Origin of the sequence: Streptomyces sp. NPDC026672, assembly GCF_040638185.1 — a bacterium.
GTDB lineage: Bacteria > Actinomycetota > Actinomycetes > Streptomycetales > Streptomycetaceae > Streptomyces.
In genome coordinates this window covers 1-14,624 of record NZ_JBEZXS010000087.1, presented here as the reverse complement: position 1 = coordinate 14,624, position 14,624 = coordinate 1, and the positions used below count along the sequence as shown (strand labels likewise).

Here is a 14,624-nt window from a genome sequence, read left to right as displayed (position 1 = left end):
GTGCGGTGAAGATTCGACACCTCCACCACACACGGAGGCCTTCGCCATGATCAAGCCCGGCGGCGTTAACAACGCTCGTGATCAATACACCTAGGACACGATGTCCTTGCGGGCGAAGCCCCGGAAGGCCAGGGCGAACAGGACCAGTGCGTACGTGACCGAGATCGCCGTGCCCTGGATCATGCCGGACCACTCCAGGTGCGGTTGTACTGCGTCCGCCCACGCGAACTGCCAGTGCGCGGGCAGGAAGTCGCGCCAGTCGCCGAGGGCGGTGACGGCGTCGAGGACGTTGCCGACGATGGTCAGGCCGACCGCTCCGCCGACCGCGCCGAGCGGGGCGTCGGTCTTCGTCGACAGCCAGAACGCCAGTCCCGCGGTGACCAGTTGGGACACGAACACATAGGCCACGACGACCACCAGGCGCTGCGCCGCGGTGCCCGGGTCGAGGGCGCCGCCGGTGGGGATCTCCAGCGGGCCCCAGCCGTAGGCGACGGTGCCGACGGCGATCGCCACGAGCGGGAGCAGGATCATCGCGGCGAGGCTGAGGCCGAGTCCGACGACGAGCTTGGACCACAGCAGGCGGGCGCGGGGCACGGGCGCCGCGAGCAGATAGCGCAGGGAGGACCAGCCGGCCTCGGAGGCCACGGTGTCCCCGCAGAACAGGGCGACCGGGACGACCAGCAGGAAGCCGGCGGACACGAACAGGTTGACCGCGGCGAAGTTGGCGCCGGACGCGGTGGCCGTGTCCATCAGGGTCACCTGGCCGTCCCGGCCGCTGGGCTCGCCGCCGATCGCGAAGGCGACGACCAGCACGAACGGCAGGACGGCGAGGATCGCGCCCATGACGAGCGTGCGGCGCCGCTTGAGCTGGCGCACCAGCTCGACCCGCAGCGGCAGGGTCCGCCCGGCGCGGTATCCGGAGGCGACCTCGACGGGTTCGGCGACGGTACTCACGCGGAACCTCCGATCAGGGTGAGGAAGGCGTCTTCGAGCCGGCGGTGGGGGCCGAGCGAGGAGACCGGCACCTCAAGGCGGACCAACTCGGTGAGCAGCCGAGCGGCGGCGGAGCCCCCGGCGCCACCGGGCCCGGTGGCCGTGCCGGGCGGCAGGTGGTCGTCGGACGGGGTCAGGCGGATCAACAGGCCGTCCTCGGTGCGCAGCGCCGAGTCCACGCCCGGTAGTGCGGCGACCTTCTCGACCAGCGGGTCGGACACGTCCGTCGCGAGGCCGACGAGCAGGGTGTCGCCCGTGCCGACGATCTCCGCGACCGGGCCGGCCTGGACCAGCCGGCCGCGGTCCATGACCACCAGATGGGTGCAGGACTGCTCGACCTCGGACAGCAGATGGCTGGAGACGATCACCGTGCGGCCCCCGGCCGCGTAGCGGATCATCACCTCGCGCATCTCGCGGATCTGGGGCGGGTCGAGGCCGTTGGTCGGCTCGTCCAGGATGAGCAGGTCGGGCAGGCCGAGCATGGCCTGGGCGATGGCGAGCCGCTGGCGCATGCCCTGCGAGTAGGTGCGCACGGCCCGGGCGAGGGCGTCGCCGAGGCCGGCGATCTCCAGGGCCTCCTCCAGGTGCGCGTCCTCGGGCGGACGCCCGGTGGCCTGCCAGTACAGCTCCAGGTTCTCCCGGCCGGACAGATGCGGCAGGAAGCCTGCGCCCTCCACGAAGGCGCCCACCCGGGAGAGCACCGGGGCGCCGGGCCGGATCGCGTGCCCGAAGACGCGGACCTCGCCGCCGTCGGGCTTGATGAGGCCCATGAGCATGCGCAGGGTCGTCGTCTTGCCCGCGCCGTTGGGACCGAGCAGTCCGAGCACCTGGCCGCGCTCCACGCGGAAGGACAGGTCCCGCACCGCGTACCGGTCCGCCGAGCCCGCGTACCGCTTGCTCAGGCCGGTGATCTGGAGCGGGACGCCGGCCAGCGCCGGGTCGGGCGGCGCGGGCACGGCGGTGCGGCGGCGGCCGGCGAGCAGCAGGCCCGCGGCGAGCACCGCGCCCGCGGCCGGCAGCCACCACACCCAGGCGGGCAGCGGCGCGGCCGCGCTGGTGACCCCGGGCGCGGTCGGCACGTTCAGCGCGCCCCTGAGGCCGACGGTGTACGTCGCCGGGGCGACGGGCGAGGAGTAGCCGAGGTCGGTGGAGGCCAGGACCAGGCGCAGCCGGTGGCCCTTCTGCACGTCGTGGTCGATCGCCGGGAGCGTGACGGTGACGTCCTTGCCGGCCTCGGCGCCCTCGATCCGCAGGGGCGTGACGAGCTGGGAGGGCAGCACCTGCCGGGTGCCGCCGGGTCCGACGTCGTACACCTTGGCGAACAGGACGGCGTCGCCGCCGCTGGAGCGCACGTGGACGGTGGCCGTGGGCGATCCGGTGATCCGCAGGTCGTCGCGGAGCGGGGCGGAGTCGAAGCGGGCGTACTGGCCGGGGAAGTCGAGGGAGAGGCCGACGCCGAGGGCGGACAGCTGGGTGAGGCCACCGGCGGCACCGAGTCCGGGCAGGGCGGAGACGCCGGGCGGGCTGGCGCCCGCCGGGTTGTCGACGCGCTGGGCGCCGCCGGTCAGCGTGATCGCGCGCCGGTCGTCCTCCAGTCCGGGGTAGGTGTCGGCGCTCGCGCCGCGCAGCAGGGCCGCGCCGTCGGTGGAGTCGACGCCGCCGGTGCGGGTGACGCGGAAGCCGGGGCCGGTGTCGGTCGCCGTGTCGCCCTTGAGGTAGCGGTCGAACCAGGCCGTCACCCGGGTCTGGACGCGGTCGGCCTCCAGGTCGCCGCCGTCGTGGCCGCCCGCGATCCAGTCGACGTCGACGGGGGCGCCGTTGGCGCGGATCGCCTTCTGGGCGGCGTCGGCCTGGGCGAGCGTGAACAGCGAGTCGGTCTGGCCCTGGGTGAACAGGGTGGGCACCTTGATGCGGGCGGCGACGGCGGACGGCGAGCGCTCCTCCAGCAGCCGCCGGTCGGCGGCGTCCGGCTTGCCCGACTCGGCGACCCGGTTGTACATCGCGCACAGGGCGGGCTCGAACTTGTCGCAGCCGCCGCCCTGGCTGAAGAAGATCCCGGCCCACAGCTTCTTGAACACGCCGTTCGGGAACAGGGCGTCGGCGAGGTTCCAGTAGGTGATCGACGGGGCGATGGCGTCCACCCGCCGGTCGTACCCGGCGGCGAGCAGGGAGACCGCGCCGCCGTAGGAGGCCCCGGCGACGCCCACGCGCGGGTCGCCGGCCCGGTCGAGCCGGACCTGGGGCTGCCGTGCGAGCCAGTCGATGAGCCGGGAGACGTCGGCGACCTCGTGCTCCGGGTCGTTCAGGCCGACCTTGCCGGTGGAGTGCCCGAAGCCGCGTGCGGACCAGGTGAGGACCGCGTATCCGTGGCGGGCGAGGTCCTCGGCCTCCTGGCGCACGTCGGCCTTGCTGCCGCCGAAGCCGTGGGCGAGCAGCACGGCGGGGCGGCGGCCGCCCGTCGCCGTGGTGAACCAGGAGGTGTCGAGGCGGACGCCGCCGCCCATGTCCATGACGCGGTCGGCCCGCCGTACCGCGGGGGCGTCGTCGGAGGCGACGGCCGTCCACGTACCGGCGCCGGCGAGCACCACGACGGCCGCCGCGGCGGCCAGCAGCCGCCGCGGCTTCCGGAGCAGCCCGCGCACGCCGGGCAGTCGAAGATCCATGCCCTCAACGGTACGGTCCGGGGTCCGCGAGCGATGCAGCCGCCGGGTTGAACCCCCGCCCCTCCTCGGGGCGTACGGGTGGGGCCCCGTGTACCACGGCTGCGGTACGCGCGGACCGGGCGCGGACGGTGCCGCGCGGGTCGGGCGCGGGTCAGGCGCGGGTCTCCTCCGGGAGGGAGGTGTCCTCCGGAAGGGAGGTGTCCTCCGGAAGGGAGGTGTCCTCCGGGAGGGAGACGAGCCAGCGGGTGTCGCGGCGCGGGCGGAGGTAGAAGACCCAGTAGAGGGTGGCGACGGCGGTGATGCCGCCGGTCCACAGCAGGTAGCCGGTCTCCTGCCGGCTGAGGATGTACGTCAGCACGGCGATGAGCAGCACCGGCACCGTGGGCCACAGCGGCATGCGCCACGCGGGCGTGTGCCGGTGCGCGCCGCGCCGGGCGAGCAGGGCGGCGACGGCGACGAGGAGGTACATGCCGGTCACCGAGACGCCGGTGACACCGTAGAGGGTGTCCAGGTCGACGAAGCAGAGCAGCGCGCCGGGGACACCGACGGCGAGCGTGGCCACCCAGGGGGAGCCGAAGCGGCCGAGCCGGGAGAAGAGGCCGTTGACCGGTCCGGGCCACGCCTTGTCACGGGCCGAGGCGAACAGGACCCGGGAGTTCTGGATGACCATGACGATGCCCGCGTTGATGATCGCGAGGGCGACGCACAGGCTGACGAAGGTGCCGACGGCCGAGTCGGACCAGGCGGTGACCATGGAGCTGATGTCGCCGCCGGTCAGCTCGCCGACGTCGGAGGCGCCGAGGGTGATGGCGACGACCGGGACCAGGATGATCACGGTGGAGATGGTGAGGGTGGCGAGGACCGTGCGGGCGACGTTGCGGCGCGGGTTCTCCAGTTCCTCGGAGAGGTAGACGGCGGTCGAGAAGCCCTGGGTGACGAAGAGGGCGATGGCGAGTCCGGAGACGACGAGCATGGCCGTCACGGTGTCCGTGTGCCCGTGCGCGCCGGTCACCTGCATCGAGGTGAGGCTGCCGAGGCCGCGGTGGGCGTGGGTGAAGCCGAGCAGGGCGACGACCGCGGCGGCGATGACCTCCAGGACCAGGAAGACGCCGGTGATCCAGGCGTTGGCGCGCAGGTCGAGCAGTCCGGCGAGGGTGGCGAGCAGCATCACGCCCGCGCCGGTCGGGGCGGGGGCGAGGTGGACGATCGGCGCGAGGTAGTCGGCGGTGCCCATGGCGATGACGGGCGGCACGATCACCACGACCAGCAGGGACAGCACGAAGACCAGCCAGCCGGCGAGCCGTCCGGCCATCGTCGAGACCATGGCGTACTCGCCGCCCGCGCTGGGGATGAGGGTGCCCAGCTCCGCGTAGCAGAACGCCACCGCGATGCACAGGAGCGATCCGATGGCGATGGTGAGGGCGGTGGCGGTGCCGAGGGAGCCGAACAGGTCGGGGACGACGACGAAGAGGGTGGAGGCGGGGGTGACGCACGACAGGGTGAGGAGGGTGGCCCCCGTGACCCCGATGGAGCGCTTCAGCCCCGGCGACGGGGAGGGCACGGCCTCCTCGGCCACGGACTTCTGAAGCGTGTCGGTCATGCGGCGGTTCCGATCGACTGGTGCGGATGCCTCCGGCGGCTGGGAGGGCGGGTGCTTTCGGCGACTGGGGCGGTGCTGCATGGAACCCCGGCGAAAACCAGCACGTCAATACCCGTTTGCCTACGGAATCCGTGGTCGTGGGCCCGTCCGGCGCGGGTCGGCGTGGCGCGGGATCCGCGTACCGGACGGGAATCCGGGCGTGCGGGAACCGCAGCGCCGCTCCGCAAAAAAACGGGGGCCGCCCGAATGCCGGACGGCCCCCGTGGGGGTGCGGGTGACCCTCAGTGGTTGCGCGGGAACCCGAGGTCGACGCCGGTGGGGGCGTCGGAGGGGTCGGGCCAGCGGGTGGTGACGACCTTGCCGCGGGTGTAGAAGTGCGTGCCGTCGTTGCCGTAGATGTGGTGGTCGCCGAAGAGGGAGTCCTTCCAGCCGCCGAAGGAGTGGTAGCCCACCGGCACCGGGATCGGCACGTTGACGCCGACCATGCCCGCCTCGACCTCCAGCTGGAAGCGGCGGGCCGCGCCGCCGTCCCGGGTGAAGATCGCGGTGCCGTTGCCGAACGGCGACGCGTTGATCAGCGCCACGCCCTCGTCGTAGGTGTCGACGCGCAGCACGCACAGCACCGGGCCGAAGATCTCGTCCTGGTACGCCTTCGCGCCGGTCGGCACCCTGTCCAGCAGGGAGATGCCGATCCAGTGGCCGTCCTCGTAGCCCTCGACGGTGTGGCCGGTGCCGTCCAGGACGACCTCGGCGCCCTCGGCCGCCGCGCCCTCGACGTAGGAGGCCACCTTGTCGCGGTGGGCCTTGGTGATCAGCGGGCCCATCTCGGAGGAGGGGTCGTTGCCGGGCCCGATCTTGATCTTCTCGGCGCGCTCGCGGATCTTCTCCACCAGGGTGTCGCCGACCGAGCCGACCGCGACGACGGCCGAGATCGCCATGCAGCGCTCGCCCGCGGAGCCGTAGGCGGCGCTCACGGCCGCGTCCGCCGCCGCGTCCAGGTCGGCGTCGGGCAGGACCAGCATGTGGTTCTTGGCGCCGCCGAGCGCCTGCACGCGCTTGCCGTTCGCGGTGGCCGTGGCGTGGATGTGGCGGGCGATCGGGGTCGACCCGACGAACGAGACGGCCTTGACGTCCGGGTGCTCCAGGAGCCGCTCGACGGCGATCCTGTCGCCCTGCACGACGTTGAAGACACCGTCCGGCAGCCCCGCCTCCGAGAGCAGCTCGGCGATCTTCAGGGAGGCCGACGGGTCCTTCTCGGAGGGCTTGAGCACAAAGGTGTTGCCGCAGGCGATGGCCAGCGGGAACATCCACATCGGCACCATCGCCGGGAAGTTGAACGGCGTGATGCCCGCGACGACACCGAGCGGCTGGCGGATCGCGGCCACGTCCACGCGGCTGGCGACCTGTGTGGACAGCTCGCCCTTCAGCTGCACGTTGATCCCGCACGCCAGGTCGACGATCTCCAGGCCGCGCGCGACCTCGCCGAGCGCGTCGGAGTGCACCTTGCCGTGCTCGGCCGTGATCAGTTCGGCGATCGCGTCCCGGTTGGCGTCCAGCAGGGCGCGGAAGCGGAACAGGATCTCCGTCCGCTTGGCCAGCGAGGACGTGCCCCAGGTGGCGAAGGCGTCCTGTGCGGCGGCGACCGCGGCGTCCACCTCCTCGACGGAGGCGAACGCGACCTTCGTGGTGACCGCGCCGGTCGCCGGGTCCGTGACCGGACCGTAGGTGCCCGACGCGCCCTCGACGGACTTGCCGCCGATCCAGTGGTTGACGATCTTCGTCATGCCCAGTAACTCCTTTTACAGATGGCGGCGTCGGGTCGAGACATGCCGTTCGTACAGCTCCCGTGCCTTGACCGCGGACGCCCTCGTCGCGGTCTCGGCCACGGGTACATCCCACCAGGCCTGCGCCGGGGGCGCCCCCGACACTGTGTCTGCGGTTTCGGTCTCCACGTAGACACAAGTGGGGGTGTCGGCGGCGCGTGCCTCGGCGAGGGCCGCCCGCAGGTCGCCCACGGTCTTGGCGCGCAGCACGCGCATGCCCAGGCTGGCCGCGTTGGCGGCCAGGTCGACCGGCAGCGGGGCGCCCGTGTAGCCGCCGTCCTCGGCCGGGAAGCGGTAGGCGGTGCCGAACCGCTCGGCGCCCACCGACTCCGACAGCCCGCCGATCGAGGCGTACCCGTGGTTCTGCACGAGCAGCATCTTGATCGCGACGCCCTCCTGCACGGCGGTGACGATCTCGGTCGGCATCATCAGGTACGTCCCGTCGCCGACCAGCGCCCACACGGGCCGGTCGGGGGCGGCGAGCTTCACGCCGATCGCGGCCGGGATCTCGTAGCCCATGCAGGAGTAGCCGTACTCCAGGTGGTACTGGTCGCGCGAGCGGGTGCGCCACAGCTTGTGCAGGTCGCCGGGGAGCGATCCGGCCGCGTTGATGATGACGTCCGTCTCGTCGACGATCGAGTCCAGCACGCCCAGCACCTGCGGCTGCGTCGGCCGTACGTCCGGCTCGTCGGCCTCGTAGCAGGCGTCGACACGCTGTTCCCAGCGCTCCTTGTCCTCGCTGTACGCGGTGACGTAGCCGGCGTCGACCCGGTGGTCGTGCATCGCCAGGGCCTCGGTCAGCTCCTGGAGGCCGCTGCGGGCGTCCGCGACGAGCGGCAGTCCGCCGAGCTTGTGGCCGTCGAAGGGGGCGATGTTGAGGTTGAGGAAGCGGACGTCCGGGTTCTCGAAGAGGGTGCCGGAGGCGGTGGTGAAGTCGGTGTAGCGGGTGCCGACGCCGATCACCAGGTCGGTGGTGCGGGCGAGTTCGTCGGCGGTGGCGGTGCCGGTGTGGCCGACGCCGCCGACGTCCTGCGGGTGGTCCCAGGTCAGGGCGCCCTTGCCGGCCTGGGTGGAGGCGACCGGGATGCCGGTGGTCTCCGCGAACTCGGCGAGGGCGGCCTCGGCACGGCTGTGGTGGACACCGCCGCCCGCGATCACCAGGGGCCGCCGTGCCGCGCGGACCGCGCGGACGGCCTCGGCGAGTTCGACGGGGTCGGCGCCCGGCCTGCGCACGGTCCACACCCGGTCGGCGAAGAACTCGTCGGGCCAGTCGTACGCCTCCGCCTGGACGTCCTGCGGCAGGGCGAGGGTGACGGCGCCGGTCTCCACCGGGTCGGTGAGCACCCGCATGGCCTGGAGGGCGCTCGGGATCAGGGCCTCGGCGCGGTTGATCCGGTCGAAGTAACGGGAGACCGGGCGCAGGGCGTCGTTGACCGACACGTCGCCGGCGTACGGGACTTCGAGCTGCTGGAGGACCGGGTCGGCGGGCCGGGCGGCGAAGACGTCACCGGGCAGCAGCAGGACGGGGAGGTGGTTGATCGTGGCGAGCGCGGCGCCGGTCACCAGGTTGGTCGCGCCGGGGCCGATGGACGTCGTCACCGCGTGCGTGGACAGCCGGTTCGACTGCCGGGCGTAGCCGACGGCCGCGTGGACCATGGCCTGTTCGTTGCGGCCCTGGTGGTACGGCATCACGTCGCCGTGCTCCACGAGTGCCTGGCCGATGCCCGCGACGTTGCCGTGGCCGAAGATGCCCCAGGTCGCGCCGATCAGCCGCTGCCGTACGCCGTCCCGCTCCGTGTACTGGGCGGACAGGAAGCGCACCAGCGCCTGCGCGACCGTGAGCCTCGTCGTCGAGGTCTGCACCGTCATCGGTAACCCCCTGTGCTTTCTACGTGGGCCGGGTGGAAGCAGATCCGCCATTCCCGCGTCGCGCCGGGGCCGGCCATGACGTTCAGGTAGTACATGGCGTGTCCGGGCTGCGCGATCGACGGGCCGTGCCATCCGTCGGGGACGAGGACGGCGTCGCCGGAGCGGACCTCCGCGAGGACGTCCGCTCCGCCCTCACGGGAGGGGAATACGCGTTGGTATCCGTATCCGTTCGGGCCCTGGATCTCGAAGTAGTAGATCTCCTCCAGCACGGACTCCTCGCCCGGCCGGTGCTCGTCGTGCTTGTGCGGCGGGTACGAGGACCAGTTGCCGCCGGGCGTGATCACCTCGACGGCGATGAGCCGGTCGCAGTCGAACGCGTCGGCGGAGGCGAAGTTGCGCACCTCACGTGCCGCGTTGCCGCTGCCGCGCTGTTCGACGGGGACCTCCGGCGCGGGGCCGTAGCGGGCGGGGAGTCGTCGCTCGCACTTCGCTCCTGCCAGGGCGAAGCGGCCTCCCGCGCCGGAGGCGATCTGGACCCGGGTGTCCCGGGGCGCGTACACGAAGTCCGTGACGGAGGTGAACACGCTGTCCCGGCCCAGGACTTGGAACTCCTCGTCCTCCATGTGCACGGTACAGCCGCCGTTCAGCGGAAGCACGATCCACTCACTGTCCCCGGTGGTGAACATATGCGTGCCACCCGGTGACAGCTCGACGATCCGCAGGCTGCTGTGCGCCCATCCGGCCCGCTTCGGGTCGATGTCGACGGCGTACTGCGGGCCCGCGGTGGAGCCCTTGGGAAGGTGCAGTTCGGTGCTGGTCATACGGCCCTCACAGCAGTCCTACGGCGGTGTCCACGGCGGCGGCCACGTCGCCGTCCGCCGGGTACAGCAGGGTGCGGCCGACCACCAGGCCGCGCACGGTGGGCAGTTGGAGCGCGCCGCGCCACTTCTCGTACGCCGCGCTCTGCTCCTCGACGGAGCCGCCGACCTCGCCGCCGAGCAGCACGGCCGGGAGCGTGGAGGTCTCCATGACCCGGGTCATGTCGTCGGGGTTCTCGGTGACCGGGACCTTGAGCCAGGTGTAGGCCGAACTGCCGCCCAGGCCCGAGGCGATGGCGATGGACTTGGTGACGGCCTCGGCGGACAGGTCGTTCTTCAGCCGGCCCTCGGGGGTGCGGCGGCTGATGAACGGCTCGACGAAGACCGGGAGCCGGCGCGCGGCCATGTCGTCGATGGCCCGCGCGGTGGCCTCCAGGGTGTTCAGGGAGCCGGGGTCGTCGTAGCCGATGCGCAGCAGCAGTTTGCCCGCGTCGAAGCCGAGCCGGTGGATGTCCTCGGGGCGGTGGCCGGTGAAGCGGTCGTCGAGTTCGAACGACGCGCCCTGGAGGCCGCCGCGGTTCATGGAGCCCATGACCACCTTGTGGTCGAGGGCGCCGAGCAGCAGCAGGTCGTCGAGGATGTCGGCGGTGGCCAGGACGCCGTCCACGCCGGGGCGGGACAGCGCGAGGCACAGCCGTTCCAGCAGGTCGGCGCGGTTGGCCATGGCGAGCGGGCGGTCGCCGACGCCGAGGGCGCCGCGCGCGGGGTGGTCGGCGGCGACGATCATCAGCCGGCCGCTGTCGCCCATCAGGGATCTGCGGGGCCGGCGCGCGGCGGCCTCGGCGACGGCCTCGGGGTGATGGGTGCGGGTGTGCACCAGCGCGGCGACGTCCACGCGCGGGGGAGCGCTCCCGTCGCCGCCGTCGCGGTGGGCGCCGCCCACCTGGCCGGCCCTCATCGCACCTCCCCGGCGTCCAGCGCGGCGGCCACCTCGTCCGGGGTGGGCATCGCGGAGGAGCACTCCAGGCGGGAGGCGACGATGGCGCCGGCCGCGTTGGCGTGCCGCATGATCGTCTCCAGGTCCCATCCGGCCAGCAGTCCGTGGCACAGGGAGCCGCCGAAGGCGTCGCCCGCGCCGAGTCCGTTGAGGACCGTCACGGGCAGGGGCGGCACCTCGGCCGACTCGCCCCGGCGGTTCACCGCGAGGACGCCCTTGGGGCCCTGCTTGACGACGGCGAGTTCGACGCCGGCGTCGAGGAGGGCGCGGGCCGCCGCGTGGGGTTCGCGCACCCCGGTGGCGACCTCGACCTCGTCGAGGTTGCCGACGGCGACCGTGGTGTGGCGCAGGGCCTCGGCGTAGAAGGAGCGGGCCTCGTCGGGGTCCGGCCAGAACATGGGGCGCCAGTCGAGGTCGAAGACGGTGGTGCCGGCCCTGGCGCGGTGGGCGAGGGCGGCGAGGGTCGCGGTGCGGCTGGGCTCCTCGCTGAGGCCGGTGCCGGTGACCCAGAAGATGCGGGCCTCGCGGACGGCGTCGAGGTCCAGCTCGTGGGCGTCGATCTCCAGGTCGGGCGCCTTGGGCTGCCGGTAGAAGTACAGCGGGAAGTCGTCCGGCGGGAAGACCTCGCAGAAGGTGACCGGGGTGGGCAGTCCGGGGACCGGGGTGACCCAGCGGTCGTCCACGCCGAAGCCGCGCAGGGCCTCGTGCAGATAGGTGCCGAAGGGGTCGTCGCCGGTGCGGGTGATCACGGCGGTGCGGCGGCCGAGCCGGGCGGCGGCCACGGCGACGTTCGACGCGGACCCGCCGAGGAACTTGCCGAAGGTCGACACCTGGGCGAGTGGGACGCCGGTCTGGAGCGGATACAGGTCCACCCCGATCCGCCCCATGGTGATCAGGTCGTACGCCATCGGCTTCCCTTCGTCACGGCTCTCCTCCGGTTTTCTAGTCCCGTCCGGGGAGCCCTGTCAATGTTTTGTCCAGACATTCGGACCAGACCTTGACGACCCCTCCTCCGAGCCGCACTCTGGTGGCCATGACGTCGTTGTCACCTCAGTCCTCACTCTCCCGTATCCGGATCGGATCGGCGCCCGACTCCTGGGGCGTGTGGTTCCCGGAAGACCCTGTTCAGGTGCCGTGGCAGCGCTTCCTCGACGAGGTGGCGGACTCCGGCTACGAATGGATCGAGCTGGGCCCGTACGGGTACCTGCCGACCGACCCCGCCGCCCTCACCGAGGAGACCTCCCGCCGTGGCCTGAAGGTGTCGGCCGGCACCGTGTTCACCGGGCTGCACCACGGCGAGGCGGTGTGGGACAAGACGTGGGCGCACGTCTCCGACATCGCCGCGCTCACCCAGGCGATGGGCGCGCGGCACCTGGTCGTCATCCCCTCGTTCTGGCGGGACGACAAGACCGGTGAGGTGCTGGAGCCGGACACGCTCACGCCCGAGCAGTGGCGCAACCTCACCGGGCTGACCGAGCGGCTGGGGCGGGAGGTGCGGGAGCGCTACGGCCTGTCGATCGTCGTCCACCCGCACGCCGACACCCACATCGACAGCGAGGAGAACGTCGTCCGCTTCCTCGACGGGACCGACTCGTCGCTGGTGTCGTTGTGCCTGGACACCGGGCACTACGCGTACTGCGGCGGGGACAGCGTCAAGCTGATCGAGACCTACGGGGAGCGCATCGGCTATCTGCACCTCAAGCAGGTGGACCCGGAGATCCTGGCGGACGTGCGGGCGAACGGGACCCCGTTCGGACCGGCCGTCGCCCAGGGCGTGATGTGCGAGCCGCCGACGGGCGTGCCCGCGCTCGGGCCGGTGCTGGAGGCGGCGCAGAAGCTGGACGTGGACCTGTTCGCGATCGTCGAGCAGGACATGTACCCGTGCGACCCGGACAAGCCCCTGCCGATCGCTCAGCGGACGCGGGCGTTCCTGCGTTCCTGCGGGGCGTGACCCGCACCGCACCCCACCGGCCGTACGGTACGGCCGTGGCCCGGGCCCGGGTGTCCTTCCCTCCGGAAGGGCACCCGGGCCCGCCGTGTCAACACGCCCCGCCCATGTGCGGGCGTACGCCTTTGCTTCACCTCTGTCACAAAGACCACCTTCCTGTCACACATGTCTCGTGTACGCGGGCTCTGCGTCACACCCGGTCGACAGGCCCTTTCGGCCGGTCACCGTGCGTCGTTGACCGGGCACAGGCTTGGTGATCGCCAGCGCAGCGCCCGGCTCCCCCGACGGCCGTCCCCGGCCGCCGCCGCGGCGCGTGCAGGGAGGTGCGGCTCATGACCGACCGAAGGCTCTGGTCCTACAAGGAGATCGCGGCGCACATCAAGGTGCAGCCGGACACCGTGCGCTCCTACCGCAAGCACGGACTGCTTCCTCCACCCGACCACGTGGAGGCCGGCAAGCCCTTCTGGTACGCCGACACGGTCCGCGCCTGGGTGGCCTCCCGCCCGAGCAACCGGGGCCGCAGAACCCACTGACACGGCCCCGAAGTGGCCGGCCCGGCCTCGCCGTCGACCACACCCCCTCGGCGAGGCCGTACCCCACGGGCGGCGCTCCCTCCCGCGATCCCGCTCAGCTCCACGGTTCGATGACGGTAATGCCCGGGGTGGGTGTGTCGGCCAGGGTGGTCAGGGACTCGGGGGCCTCGTTCAGGGGGATGGTCGACGTGGTGAGGAGGTCGGGGCGGAGGGTGCCCGCGCGGACCAGGGTGAGCATGGCCGGATAGGTGTGGGCGGACATGCCGTGGCTGCCGAGGAGTTCGAGTTCCAGGGCTACGGCGCGGGCCATGGGCACCGGCGTCGTGCCGTCGGCGGAGGGCAGCAGGCCCACCTGGACGTGGCGGCCCCTGCGGCGCAGTCCGTTCACCGACACGGCACAGGTCGCCGGGGACCCGAGGGCGTCCAGCGAGAGATGCGCGCCACCACCGGTCAGTTCACGGACGGCCGCCGCCGTGTCCGGGGTACGGGTGGCGTCCACGCAGTGCGCCGCGCCGAACCGCCGCGCGAGGTCGAGCGCCCCGGGCGACACGTCCACGGCGACCACCCGCGCCCCCGAGGCCGCCGCGATCATCACCGCCGACAGTCCCACACCCCCGCAGCCGTGCACCGCGACCCACTCCCCCGCCCGCACCCGGCCCTGCTGCACGACCGCCCGGAACGCCGTCGCGAAACGGCAGCCGAGGGAGGCGGCGGTGGCGAAGGCCATGTCGTCGGGCACGGCGACCAGGTTCACGTCGGCATGGTCCAGGGCGACGTACTGCGCGAAGGACCCCCAGTGGGTGAAGCCCGGCTGGGTCTGCCGCTCGCACACCTGCTGGTCACCGGCCGCACAGGCGGCGCAGCTCCCGCAGGCGCAGACGAACGGCACGGTGACCCGGTCTCCCGCGCACCAGCCGGTGACCTGGGGGCCCACCGCCTCGACGACACCGGCGAGTTCGTGTCCGGGCACGTGCGGCAGGGTGATGTCGGGGTCGTGGCCCGCCCAGCCGTGCCAGTCGCTGCGGCACAGCCCCGTGGCCTCGACCCGCACCACGACCCCGTGCTCCGCCGGCCGCGGATCGGGCACCTCCCGCACCTCGGCCGGCTCCCCGAACCGCTCGAACACCACAGCCCGCACGTATGTCCTCCTCACGGCTCGCGGGCCCACGGACACCGTCGGCCGGTGCCGGGAACCGCCGCTCAGGGCTCCCGGCACCGGCCCGCCCCCGTGGACCCGGTCGCATCGCAATCCCCGGCCACCCGGGGATCGTCCGTCCCCGGAACGCTAGGGCGTGTTTCGAAAGTCCCGCCTGGCCCGCGACGCCTGGCACGCACACTCGCTGCGTTGTCGGAACGCCCGAGTACATCCAGTACGAGGGC

11 protein-coding genes are annotated in these 14,624 nt (G+C 72.7%); 2 read left to right on the top strand and 9 right to left on the bottom strand.

The window, feature by feature from the left end:
* Positions 1-90: 90 nt before the first annotated feature.
* The 8 genes from AB0F77_RS42465 to iolC all read right to left on the bottom strand — a co-directional run bounded on the left by AB0F77_RS42465 (position 91) and on the right by iolC (position 11,671).
* Positions 91-954, bottom strand: coding sequence for an ABC transporter permease (locus AB0F77_RS42465; RefSeq protein ID WP_361959975.1), 864 nt, complete (start codon positions 952-954; stop codon positions 91-93).
* Positions 951-3,656: a CocE/NonD family hydrolase gene (locus AB0F77_RS42460; RefSeq protein WP_361959972.1), complete on the bottom strand. Its 2,706-nt coding sequence runs from the start codon at positions 3,654-3,656 to the stop codon at positions 951-953. The genes AB0F77_RS42465 and AB0F77_RS42460 overlap by 4 nt, the downstream gene beginning before the upstream one ends.
* 151 nt (positions 3,657-3,807) lie before the next feature.
* On the bottom strand, positions 3,808-5,256 hold the full coding sequence (locus AB0F77_RS42455) for an APC family permease (RefSeq protein ID WP_361959969.1): 1,449 nt from the start codon (positions 5,254-5,256) through the stop codon (positions 3,808-3,810).
* 281 nt (positions 5,257-5,537) lie between these two features.
* A complete protein-coding gene (gene mmsA, locus AB0F77_RS42450) occupies positions 5,538-7,040 on the bottom strand; it encodes a CoA-acylating methylmalonate-semialdehyde dehydrogenase (RefSeq protein ID WP_361959966.1) in 1,503 nt (500 codons plus the stop codon).
* Positions 7,041-7,055: 15 nt separating this feature from the next.
* A complete protein-coding gene (gene iolD, locus AB0F77_RS42445; RefSeq protein WP_361959963.1) occupies positions 7,056-8,948 on the bottom strand; it encodes a 3D-(3,5/4)-trihydroxycyclohexane-1,2-dione acylhydrolase (decyclizing) in 1,893 nt (630 codons plus the stop codon).
* Positions 8,945-9,769 carry a 5-deoxy-glucuronate isomerase gene (gene iolB, locus AB0F77_RS42440; protein WP_361959960.1) on the bottom strand — a complete coding sequence of 275 codons (825 nt, stop codon included), beginning with the start codon at positions 9,767-9,769 and terminating at the stop codon, positions 8,945-8,947. The genes iolD and iolB overlap by 4 nt, the downstream gene beginning before the upstream one ends.
* A gap of 7 nt (positions 9,770-9,776) precedes the next feature.
* Entirely contained in the window at positions 9,777-10,724 is a 948-nt protein-coding gene (locus AB0F77_RS42435; protein WP_361959957.1) for a deoxyribose-phosphate aldolase, read from the bottom strand.
* The gene (iolC, locus tag AB0F77_RS42430) at positions 10,721-11,671 is read right to left on the bottom strand and encodes a 5-dehydro-2-deoxygluconokinase (RefSeq protein ID WP_361959954.1); all 951 of its coding nucleotides are present in this window, start codon (positions 11,669-11,671) and stop codon (positions 10,721-10,723) included. Before iolC ends, AB0F77_RS42435 begins: the two co-directional genes overlap by 4 nt.
* Positions 11,672-11,796: 125 nt before the next feature.
* On the opposite strand from iolC, the gene AB0F77_RS42425 reads away from it, so the two are divergent.
* Entirely contained in the window at positions 11,797-12,714 is a 918-nt protein-coding gene (locus AB0F77_RS42425; RefSeq protein ID WP_361959951.1) for a sugar phosphate isomerase/epimerase, read from the top strand.
* 329 nt (positions 12,715-13,043) lie between these two features.
* Entirely contained in the window at positions 13,044-13,244 is a 201-nt protein-coding gene (locus AB0F77_RS42420) for a MerR family transcriptional regulator (protein WP_361959948.1), read from the top strand.
* 94 nt (positions 13,245-13,338) lie between these two features.
* On the opposite strand, the gene AB0F77_RS42415 is transcribed toward AB0F77_RS42420, so the two are convergent.
* On the bottom strand, positions 13,339-14,382 hold the full coding sequence (locus AB0F77_RS42415) for a zinc-dependent alcohol dehydrogenase family protein (protein WP_361959945.1): 1,044 nt from the start codon (positions 14,380-14,382) through the stop codon (positions 13,339-13,341).
* Positions 14,383-14,624 lie beyond the last annotated feature (242 nt).